The 9,908-nt window shown below is 64.6% G+C and carries 9 protein-coding genes and 1 tRNA gene; 6 read left to right on the top strand and 4 right to left on the bottom strand.

The window, feature by feature from the left end:
- The first annotated feature begins 105 nt into the window (after positions 1 to 105).
- Positions 106 to 182, top strand: a tRNA-Pro gene (locus tag D7V93_RS28780).
- A gap of 23 nt (positions 183 to 205) precedes the next feature.
- Here the strand turns inward: D7V93_RS28780 and D7V93_RS28775 are convergent.
- The 3 genes from D7V93_RS28775 to D7V93_RS28765 form a co-directional block, all read right to left on the bottom strand.
- The gene (locus D7V93_RS28775) at positions 206 to 1,336 is read right to left on the bottom strand and encodes a tyrosine-type recombinase/integrase (RefSeq protein WP_120646436.1); all 1,131 of its coding nucleotides are present in this window, start codon (positions 1,334 to 1,336) and stop codon (positions 206 to 208) included.
- On the bottom strand, positions 1,336 to 1,674 hold the full coding sequence (locus D7V93_RS28770; protein ID WP_244237573.1) for a helix-turn-helix domain-containing protein: 339 nt from the start codon (positions 1,672 to 1,674) through the stop codon (positions 1,336 to 1,338). The genes D7V93_RS28775 and D7V93_RS28770 overlap by 1 nt, the downstream gene beginning before the upstream one ends.
- 122 nt (positions 1,675 to 1,796) lie before the next feature.
- Entirely contained in the window at positions 1,797 to 2,585 is a 789-nt protein-coding gene (locus D7V93_RS28765; protein ID WP_147451387.1) for a hypothetical protein, read from the bottom strand.
- Between the two features lie 732 nt (positions 2,586 to 3,317).
- Here D7V93_RS28765 and D7V93_RS28760 point away from each other — a divergent pair.
- Positions 3,318 to 4,193 carry a hypothetical protein gene (locus D7V93_RS28760; RefSeq protein ID WP_147451386.1) on the top strand — a complete coding sequence of 292 codons (876 nt, stop codon included), beginning with the start codon at positions 3,318 to 3,320 and terminating at the stop codon, positions 4,191 to 4,193.
- Between the two features lie 245 nt (positions 4,194 to 4,438).
- Positions 4,439 to 5,131 carry a hypothetical protein gene (locus tag D7V93_RS28755; protein ID WP_244237572.1) on the top strand — a complete coding sequence of 231 codons (693 nt, stop codon included), beginning with the start codon at positions 4,439 to 4,441 and terminating at the stop codon, positions 5,129 to 5,131.
- Positions 5,132 to 5,607: 476 nt separating this feature from the next.
- On the opposite strand, the gene D7V93_RS28750 is transcribed toward D7V93_RS28755, so the two are convergent.
- Positions 5,608 to 6,057 carry a hypothetical protein gene (locus tag D7V93_RS28750; protein WP_244237571.1) on the bottom strand — a complete coding sequence of 150 codons (450 nt, stop codon included), beginning with the start codon at positions 6,055 to 6,057 and terminating at the stop codon, positions 5,608 to 5,610.
- Between the two features lie 981 nt (positions 6,058 to 7,038).
- On the opposite strand from D7V93_RS28750, the gene D7V93_RS28745 reads away from it, so the two are divergent.
- The 3 genes from D7V93_RS28745 to D7V93_RS28735 all read left to right on the top strand — a co-directional run bounded on the left by D7V93_RS28745 (position 7,039) and on the right by D7V93_RS28735 (position 9,734).
- Positions 7,039 to 7,692 carry an NYN domain-containing protein gene (locus D7V93_RS28745; protein ID WP_158623885.1) on the top strand — a complete coding sequence of 218 codons (654 nt, stop codon included), beginning with the start codon at positions 7,039 to 7,041 and terminating at the stop codon, positions 7,690 to 7,692.
- Between the two features lie 739 nt (positions 7,693 to 8,431).
- Entirely contained in the window at positions 8,432 to 9,043 is a 612-nt protein-coding gene (locus D7V93_RS28740; RefSeq protein ID WP_147451385.1) for a hypothetical protein, read from the top strand.
- Positions 9,044 to 9,269: 226 nt separating this feature from the next.
- A complete protein-coding gene (locus D7V93_RS28735) occupies positions 9,270 to 9,734 on the top strand; it encodes a DUF4150 domain-containing protein (protein WP_120646430.1) in 465 nt (154 codons plus the stop codon).
- Positions 9,735 to 9,908 lie beyond the last annotated feature (174 nt).

The raw sequence follows: 9,908 nt of genomic DNA, 5'->3' as shown, positions 1-9,908 counted from the left end.
GGGAAGGGGGGCGCAAAAGAGGGCGTTGACTCAAGAAAGCGGGTCGGATAGATCCGCCTCCGCTTCGCCGGGCCCGAGAGCAGTTCCTGGCGCAGCACCGGATATCGGGGAGTGGCTCAGCCTGGTAGAGCACTTGGTTCGGGACCAAGGGGTCGCAGGTTCAAATCCTGTCTCCCCGACCACCTAAGTAGTCAGAATTACTTGGTTACGGGCTGGAGATCTTCATGGTCTCCAGCCCGTCTCCATTTTGGGCCTCCTGCTTCGGCCCCTCCAGCATCCGGATGGCCGCCGACTTGGCCGCTGGGCTCAGGTGCATGTAGCGCTGGGTGGTGGAGAGGTTCTGGTGCCCGGCCAGTTCCTGGATGGCCTTCGCCGGGGCGCCCGCCATCGCCAGCCGGGAGCAGAAGGTGTGGCGGAGGATGTGGATGCCTCCCGTCACCTTCAGCCCGGCCAGCCGCTGGATGCGGCTCATCCACTTGTTCAGCAGCACCTGGGTCACCTTCGGATGGCCGTCGGCCCGCCAGAGGACGCGCTCGCCCCGGAGGTGCCGCTGCTTGCGGAGGGTGTCCGCCAGCCGGGCGGTCATGTTCACCTGCCGGGCCCGTCCACCCTTGGGCAGGGTGACGTGCCCTTCCCACTCCGAGCGGCGGACGTGGATGACGCCCCGGATGAAATCCACGTCCGTCTGCTCCAAGGCGATGATTTCGCCGCAGCGCAGCCCCGCTTCCCCGCCGAGCAGGATGAAGACGAGGTGCTGATGGTCCACCTTCGCTGCCGCTTCCACCAGCCGCTCGTACTCGTGCGGCTCGTAGAACTCCATGGTGGCGGGGGCCACTTTCAACAGCTCGATGGTGGCCGGCATCTGCTCGATGACGCCCCACTTGAGCGCGGTCTTGAAGACCGTGTTGAGCACCACCAGCACGTTGTTCACCGTCTTGGGGCTGCGGTCCACCAGCTCCGCCTTGAGCTTCGCCACCTCGGCGTTGCTGATGGCGTCCAGCCGCATCTCGCCGAACCTGGGCAGCAGGTAGAAGTCGAGGATGCGCTTCTTCTGGATGATGGTGCTGGGCTTCTGCCGGTTGGCCCTGGCGCCCTCGTCCAGGTAGCGGGGCGCGAACTCCCTCAACGTCGGCACCGCCCTCTTCTCCACTGCCTTGCGGCCTCGTGAGAGCAACTCGGACTGCCGCTGCTCACCCCACGCCTTCGCGCCCGATTTGGAGCCCACCGGCGCCTTCACGCGCTCGCGGTACAGCTCGCCATCGGGCCACTTGAACATGATGTCCACCTCCCATCCGCTCCTGCCGCGCTTCTTGTACTCCCTGATCTTCACGCTCATCACCGAGACCTCCTCGGCGACGGCGCACGCCCTTCGAGAATGAACGGTAACAACTCGCGCCCACGGAATCGCAGCGAGCGGCCCACGCGGAAGACGCCTGGAAGCTGACCGCGCGAGGCCTTCGCGTACACGGCCTTGAGGCTGCACCCGAGAAGGCGGGCCACCTCCTCGGCGGTGTAGATGGCCTTGTCGAGCGGAGGCTGTCCGTCCGGGGTGGTGCTCCCGGGAGGCCCCGCCTGCACCAGCTCGCGGTGAGCTGCATCCCCGTGGAGCGCCACCAGTTCCTCGCGCACCAGGGCGCGGATGAGATCGCGCAGCCCGGCCTCTACGCTGGACATGGCGGCCTCCCATCGTCACTGCTGGAATGAATCCCGTCCTGCATCGGAACCTCGTGAAGACGAGGCTCATGGTGGGCGTGCCGCCAGGTGAACGGGAGCGGGAGGATTCCGCTTGTCCCGGCCTACTTCTTATCCCCCCCGGCCTCCTCGGACTGCTCGGCGGAGATCATGGTGGGCTGCTCGGGAGGGACCGCTGCGGGCGGTTCGGGAGATGTCGTAACGGGCTGCACCGAGGGAGGCGTTGCGGGGCTCGGCATCGAGACGACCTGCTGGGCGGGTGAGGCCGGAGGCGTCTCGGTGGCCTGCTCCGGCGGACGGAACTCGGAGGAAATCTGCCGGAGAAGCGGCAGCACTCCGCTCTTATTCACGTCCCGCATCATGGACTTCCAAGCGGCTTGGCGCTGCTCGTTGGATTTGGGGTCCTGCTCGAACTCCTCGCCCGGGAGTCGAATGCCCACGATGAGCGCCAGCGCCTCCATCTCCTGCGGAGAGATCTTGGGCCCCATGCCCTCGGCCTCCACCGCGAGCATGGCGAAGGCGCAGAACAGCCGCTGCTCGCTCATCCACAGCCGCGTGTGCTCCTTCGCCCAGGGGTGTTGCTCGTAGAAGCGGTGGACGGAGGCCCGGAGTTGCTGGCCCGCTTGAACCAAGCGGTGGTACGCCGCCAAGACCTCCTGCCCATGAGCGAAAAGGCTCGCCTGCGGACCCAACGTTGGAGTCAACAGGCTCGTGTCCGTGCCGCTGGCCTCCGTTGGCAACTCCGGCGGTGCACGCAGGTAGTCGCCCGAGAGCAGCCACTCCTTGTTCTGGTGCACCCACGCGAACGTCCGCGCCGTCCGGTAGCCCGACTCGGCATTCGCAGCGACTCTGCCGATCCACTCCTGCGTCCGCCGCTGGTGAAGCAAGTTCATGGCGTCCGGCTGGTCCTTGAACCGATGCTTGGGCGTCTCGGGCAAGGGGCCGGTACTCGGACGAGCTGTTCCCATCTGCATCCGCCTCCTCGTGCGTCCCTGGCGGGCACGGCGGTCCTCGGGTTGGTAAGAGGGGCAAGCCGCCGAGGAAGACGGCCTTTCGGGTCGCGAACCCTAGCCCCATCCCCAGCATTGCCATGGCTGGGCGTGGCGGGCAGGGGGAGAGTTCCGCATTGAAAAGGGCCCGATGTCTCCCCCCCTCCACGATCCCTCCAGCTCTCGGGCAGGGGGGAGTGTTTCGGGCCCAGACAACGCGATGTCTCCCCCTCCTTCTCACGCCGGCCCTCCGTCACCAGGGGAGGATTCCGGACCGCCAACCGCAGCTCGCCTCCCGCTGGTGCTCGTTTCCGGGGCGTCCCATGGTTCCCACCGTCACGCGGTTGGTGACCGTGCGCCAGGGCCGCCTCCCATAGGCCGGGGCGCACGGCAGTTCCCCTCGGACGGCAAGCAGCACGCCCGATCCTGGCCCGATGCAGCAGCGAGGCAGCTTCCGGCACGCCCCCGAAGGCTTCGAGAGGGGTTCCCCTTCTAAATAGATCGGGGACCTGGGCGGAGTGTCTCTACAGGTCGGAGGTGTGAACGCTGCGCGTTCTTCACCTTCCGTCGTCCACCTCGCCCAGGTCCCTGTCCAGTGCCTCCGGGAGGTGAACGCCCCCGAGGAGGAAGACGGCGATGAGCAGGCAGAACTGGACCGAGGTGAACGGCATCAAGGTGAACAACGAGGTGCTGGCCGATCTCCAGGCCAAGGGCTTCATCATCATCATGGGCGAGGACGGCTACCCTTGGGTGGCGTACCTCCCTCGGGTTTGCCCCTCATGTGACATCACTCACTGCGGCCACCCTCGTCCCCAGAGGCGGTTGATGTGGCTGCACCACTTCGTCTGGGACTTCTACTCCTCCCGGGGCCTGCGTCCCGAGCGCAATGAGGGAGACGTCATCCACCACCAGCGGGGCGACAAACTGGACGCCCGTATCAAGCGCCTAGGCCGGGGGAATCCCACCAGCCACGCTCGCGCCCACAACGCGAAGAAGCGCCTCCACAGCCCTCGTGAGCGCCACGACCTCGGCGGCCTGCGCTACCGCCCGCCCCAGCCTGCCCGCGTCGTTGACCGACCCGAGTTGGTGGGCCTCCCCGCTCCCGTGGCCAGGACGCCCCCACGCGTGCCCACGTTGCGCGAGCGAGTCCTCGGGGTGGAGTGGAAGCTGGCCCAGCGGGTGGAGGCGCTGTGGGGGGAGATGAAAGGCCTCGACAGCGGCGAGTCCATCCCCCGCACCACGGCGAAGTCGCAGTGGCGGGATTCGAAGACGCGCAAGCTGGGGTTGAAGATGCCCCGCTACTGCTGCACCGAGGGCGAGGCCGCCTTCGTCCTGCTGCTCATCCGCCATGGCTTCGACCTGGAGCGCGTGGCGCAGGACGTGGGCGAGCCGGTGGAACTGCTCGCGCCCTTCTACCAGCGGCCCAGCGTCAACGTGGCCCTCCAGCGCTGGCGCGAGCACCGGCGCCTGCCCGCCTTCGCCCCCATGACCTGGCAGGAGCGCAATCCGTGACGCGCATCCTCGGGCCGCACACCTCGCCCTTCCCACGCGAAGAGAGCCAGCCGGAGAATCCCACCATGAACGCCACCGTTCGCTCCGCCCTCCAGGCCGCCGCCAGCGCGCTCAATGGAGCCAAGTCCCACGGCCCGAAAACTCGGGAGGGGAAGGCCACCTCCTCGCTCAACTCCGTCCGTTTCGGATTTTCCGCCGCGCATCTTCTTCTTCCCGGTGAAGACGCGGCAGCCTACGAGGCGTTCTTGGACTCGTGGTTCGCCGCCCTGGCTCCCACCACCCTTCCCGAGGCTGCCAGCGTCGCGCAGCTCGCGGACACGGCCTGGAAGCTGGAGCGGTTGAGCCGGGTGGAGAACGGCCGGATGCGCGCCCGGCTGGAGGAGGTGCTGGAGAAGACGGACGAGTTCAAGACCTTCGACAACACCCGCATGGTGCTGGCGATGATGACGGGGTTCATTGAGGCCGTGGATGCCGTCCCCTCCCCGCCGACGGACGCGGAGAGGACGAGCGCCTTCCTCGCGGGAGTGGAGCAGACCGTGAAGATGCTGCGCGAGTTGCCGGGCCTGCCGATGGCCGTGGTGGAGCCCCTGGCCTCCGCGCTCAAGATGGCTCAGGAACGCAAGGAGATGGAGCGCATCCCGCCTGCCATCTACGAGAACCTGGGCAACATGGCTCGGGTGGTGAAGGGCGCCCTCGGCATGAAGCTGGCCGAAGAAGATGCCGTCCTCGGACCGCTGCGTGAACGGCTCGCCGCCGAGGTGCTGCTGCTGGAAGACGTGGACCTGCGGAAGCTGGAGAAGGCCCGCCGGACATTGGAGGGCACCATGCAGCGGCAGCTCGCCATCCTCCACCAGCTCCGCGCCCAGCTGGCCAACACGAAGATGGAGAACCCGACCGAGACGCAGGCGTTGAGGGTGAAGCTGCGGCTCGTGAGGTGACATCCCAGGTTCGTTCTGACAGCCCTCCAGGGGCTCCAAGCCCCTCGGCCACCTCGCTATTCAGTAGCCCTATCCGAATCCGGGAGAGGCCCCCCTCCCCCGGGGACAGGGGTTCCCTTCTTACAGCTCCAGTTTCAAGGGGCCCGCCATCTTCGAGAGGACCCCGGGTGGTGGGGGCCTCGAATTTTTTGGGCCGACCTGGGCGGAGCTGTCTTCGCCCAGGGGTTACCAATGACCGTACCCCCTGTGTAAGCCCTCTCGCTCCTCGCGCACGAGGGGTCCACGGCCTCCGGGGACTTCTTGCGCTCGGAGATCACCTGCGGAACTCCCCGGCCACTTCCGCAACCGGCCTGGTGCCCCGGGCTGCACGCCCGAGGTTCCGCCATGAAAGATAAAAACAGGACGCGGAGCCCCTGATCCGGAGATCGCGTCCTGCATTCCCCCGCGCTCGGTGAACGTTCCCGGTGGGGGATGTCTCAGCTCTCCGGCTCCGTGGTGGGCGGTTGATCGCCACCCTCAGCCGGTCGATCAGGTGAAGCCTCCGGTGACGTGCCAGTCCTCCTGGTCGTGCCCTGCACGGGAGGCGTCAGTGCCTTCTTCCGGGTCGAGGGCTCCTCGTGCTCCCCTGGCGTGTTCCACGAACGGAGCACCAAGTCGTGTTCCTCATCCTCGGCTTGGATGGGAGACACGTCGTTGTGCGGTGCCCACAGCAGCAGCGGGTCTTCCTCCCCCCACAGCACGCGCTCGACCTGATGGAGCCGCAGTTCCACCAGGACCAGGATGGCCGAGATGGTGAGTGGGGCCTGAAGCTCTCGCTTCCGATCCTCCAGGCCGCCTGTGGCCAGTTCATCCGCGAGGAAGCGTGCCCCCTCGACAGCGTTCCTGATCTCCGCCAACTCCGCACTCAAGCTGATGGCCTTGTGCATCGTGCGGTTCCTCCTGGGGTGAGTAGTGAAGGCCGCACCTCGACGATGCGACCTTCTCCAAGGGCAAGAGGAGTCGCACCACATCCGCAATGGGCCTCCTCTCCGGGCACTACGGCCCGTGCCTCACCCGTTCCCGAAGATGCTCGGCCAGCGCGAAGACGACAGCCGCCATCATCTTTCGGGTGAGTGTCGAGGCCAGCAGCTTCCTTACGGCGCTCAGCATGGCGTTCACCCCCTTCCCGCCGACTGATCACGCCTCGCCCGTACACCGATAGGTACGGGGACGAAGCCTTCTGCTCGGTTCTTATCCCGCCATGGCTAAGAGATTTTGCCGGGTCGAGATGCACTTGGCTGGGAGGTAGGCCTGGAATAGCCCCCGCTCAATGAATTCTGGCCGCCACATCCTCCAGAAGAATGGAGTTCCCGTGGTTATCTAGTAGGTTGTTGAAAAAGTCCTCCGCCTCGTGACGACCTACTACCCCGTGGATAAGACGTTGGAGTCCCACCCCAATAGGTCGTAGGTCAGAAGGCTCGCCCGCCCTTTTTCAACAGCCTGCTAGGTACAGGGGACGGTTAGGTTAGGCGGCGCGGCAGGCACTGTTATCCGGGTTCATTTACCCCGGCAGGGGACTGTCGGGCATATCCCACATGGCTCAGATGTTCAGTACCCAGGAATGGGGATATGGCCTGCTAAATTCGGCATTACCGGTTTCTGGCTCTCTCGCTCTCCCAACTAGGGGGCGAACTAGTACTTCTCCGAGGGGAGTCCCCCTGGGGGAAGAGCCCAAAGTACCTAGATGGGTACTAGGGGTTTTGGCCAAGAAGCTCTTGACCAATATGCCGAGCCCGGTTACCTTCCCCACATCAAATCCCGCAGAAGATACGGGTTGGGTTACCAGCCACGGCTTCTGCTATTAGATCCCCAGGGGGCGCCTACACAGGTTGCCCCCTGAATTTTTTTCTAGACCTAGGAAGCCTACTGTGACTGGTCCCGTGGGTGCTGGTGCTGCTCCTGTAGCCGCACCAGATGTTCGCGTTCGTATTTTCGTTGACTTCTGGAACTTCCAGCTCGGGATCAATCAGGCAATTGGGAAGAAATTCCAGCTAGACTGGAAGGCCTTTGGTCCGTGGATTACCCAGCGCGCAGCCGAGCTGACCTTGGAGGCCGGACAGCAGGGCCGGATGCGATACGAAGGCCTGCACGTCTACCTGTCCTATAACCCCAAGAAACCAGAAGATACCAAGCTTCGACATTGGGCTACGAACGTGCTCGATCGGTTTCCAGGCGTGCAGGTGACCGCCATGGAGCGCAAGCCGAAGAATCCTCCCGATTGTCCGTTGTGCCATGTCTCTGTAGCTGTTTGCCCTCACTGTGGTGGGAGCATGGCAGGCACAGTTGAGAAGGGGGTCGATACCGCCATAGTGACGGAGATGATCCGGCTGGCCTGGGAGAAGTCCTATGACGTCGCGGTGCTCGTGAGCAGTGACCGGGACTTTATCCCTGCCGTCGATTTTCTCGACAAGAAGGGCCTTAAGGTCATTCATGCTGGCTTCCCTCCGAAGGGAGTGGATCTCGCGACAAGTTGCTGGGCCTCATTTGATCTTAAGAAAGCCAAGCTCCCCGAGCGGCCGTGAGCGTGGCTGCGAGGAGTTGCCCCAAGAGGTAGTTGGCAGCGGGACCGCTCGCGTTGCCGGTGTGCTCCTGACGCCGTCTCCAAAATGTCTCCAGGACTGGAGGGGACTTCCGGGGACAGGTGGGACCGGCGGGGCTTTCCCGTGGACTCGAAGTGCCCGGACTCACTCACGATTGGGCGAAGGGCGTGTGCCGTCGCGGGTTTAGGGCACCCCGTGTCCACGGGTTCAAATCCTGTCTCCCCGACCAAACGATGAAGCGGGCTGGAGGCCGAAAGGTCTCCAGCCCGTTTTCATTTCCAGGGCTCGTTGCTTCGTCCTCTCCAGCAGTTGGATAGCCGCCAGGATCAGGTGCATGTCCTGTTGGGGCGGACTTGTTGAGCAGCACCTGTGGCCCTTTCGCATGGCCGTTGGCCCGCCAGCGGATGCGCTTACCCCGGAGGTGCCGCTGCTTGCGAAGGGCATCCGCCAGCCGGGCGCTGATGGCCCACTGTCCCCGCCGCCTCCACCAGACGCTCGAACTCGTGCGGCTCGTAGAACTCCATGCTGGAGGGACCACCTTACTGGGCTTGGTGAAGAAGCGTTGAGCCCCCTGGCTTGGGCAGATGAGGACGTGCCGCGTTGAGGAACCGGGGCAGGGCCCACGAGAGGACGCGTCCCCGCGCTCTCGCGGTCCGATATTCCTAGACGAAATCAAGCTAAACGTGTACTAGCTGTTTTTACTGTAAATTATGAAAAGTCAGTGCTGGCCAACTCCTGGTTGACTGGGTGGAACATGAAGAGTCTCGGAACGTCTGTTCTCGGTGTGGTTGCGTTGGCGTCTTTGCTGGGGGCCTGTGGACCCGCAGTGGAGGGCGAGGAACTCGAAGGCGGCAAGTCCACGGTGGCGCCGGCCAAGGAGTCCAAGGCTCCTGGTTTCTCCGATCCTGACGCGTTCGAATTCGCGGAGACAGGGGGCGTGCATGCACAGGCGCTTATCGGCGATCTGGGCACTGCGCTGGGCGCCCCTGCTGCCACCTACTCTGCTATCAGCACGACCTCCAATCAGTGGAGCGTCAGTTGCAATTTCGGAGGGTCGCGAGACATCTCCTACATCTGGCAGGCGCCCTCGACGGGGTCGTACACCTTCAGCACCATTGGCTCGAACTTCGACACCGTCCTCCAGATTCGCAATTATAGAAACGCCTCGGAGATCCTTGGCTGCAATGACGATTACTCAACCACGGCTCAATCGAGAATCGAATTTGACAGCCTCGCCAAGGGCACGGCCCTGTTGATCATCATTGAGGCTTATGACGGCAGCAACAGCGGCGGCTACGGCAACTACGCCCGCCTGAACATCTACAAGAATTAGCTCTTGGTAGCCTTGCCCGTTACAGTCGAGCGGGGTGAGGCCCGCCGTTCGCAGCCCCACTGCCCCCTCAGGCGAGCGCCACTGCGTGAACGCTTACCGATTTGCTACGCCGTCGCGTGCTGCTTTCAGGGAATTGATGCCAGCGGTATCACCCCGGGGTAGGAGCCGCTAGGTACTCGCATCGTGTCGCCCGAGCGGGTAGGCTGCTCCTCGGGGAGTGGACGCCATGCCCGTCAATACCAGTGTGAACAAGATGTCTGTGGTCACCAAGGACAGTGGCGGTGTCACCACGGCCTTTCCGGACGTGTGCAAGACGCCCAGCCCCGCCGGGCCCGTGCCCATTCCATACCCCAACGTGGCGCAGTCCTCGGATACCGACAAGGGCACCAAGAAGGTGTCGGTAGCCGGCAATCCAGTCTGCGTGAAGGACTCCAACTTCAAGACGAGCACTGGCGACGAGGCGGGCACCGCTGGCGGCGGCGTGGCCTCCAGCAAGACCCAGGGCAAGGCCGAGTTCGTCAACTTCTCCTTCGACGTCCAGTTCGAGGGCAAGAACGTGGCGCGCGCTCTGGACCTGATGCTTCACAACGACAAGAACACCCCTCCGTTCCCACTCATCCAGGGTCCTGCGGTCGCGATGGGAGGCTCCGAGAGCCCTCCCGTGTGTCCCGTCTGCAAGGACCACTACTGACCCCCTGCCAGCGAAGGTCCGCACATGAGCGCTCCCAAGAGCCTCCCCGCACCTACGTCCCCGCTCACGTTCGCTCCCATCCTGGGAAGCAAGGTGGGCGAGGTCGTGGGGAGTGATGCAGAAGGCCGCCTGCTGGTCGACTTCGAGGGCAACCCGGTGGGACCGGTACCCGCC

The organism is Corallococcus llansteffanensis, from assembly GCF_003612055.1.
In the GTDB taxonomy this organism is placed as follows: Bacteria; Myxococcota; Myxococcia; order Myxococcales; family Myxococcaceae; genus Corallococcus; species Corallococcus llansteffanensis.
Note: the sequence above shows the minus strand (reverse complement) of the source record. Positions and strands in the feature narration are given on the sequence as shown.

What these genes read in the sequence shown, in the direction of transcription:
- D7V93_RS28775 (WP_120646436.1), bottom strand. Translation starts at nt 1,336, where the DNA reads ATGAGCGTGAAGATCAGGGAGTACAAGAAGCGCGGCAGGAGCGGATGG.
- D7V93_RS28770 (WP_244237573.1), bottom strand. Translation starts at nt 1,674, where the DNA reads ATGTCCAGCGTAGAGGCCGGGCTGCGCGATCTCATCCGCGCCCTGGTG.
- D7V93_RS28765 (WP_147451387.1), bottom strand. Translation starts at nt 2,585, where the DNA reads ATGAACTTGCTTCACCAGCGGCGGACGCAGGAGTGGATCGGCAGAGTC.
- D7V93_RS28760 (WP_147451386.1), top strand. Translation starts at nt 3,318, where the DNA reads ATGAGCAGGCAGAACTGGACCGAGGTGAACGGCATCAAGGTGAACAAC.
- D7V93_RS28750 (WP_244237571.1), bottom strand. Translation starts at nt 6,057, where the DNA reads ATGCACAAGGCCATCAGCTTGAGTGCGGAGTTGGCGGAGATCAGGAAC.
- D7V93_RS28735 (WP_120646430.1), top strand. Translation starts at nt 9,270, where the DNA reads ATGCCCGTCAATACCAGTGTGAACAAGATGTCTGTGGTCACCAAGGAC.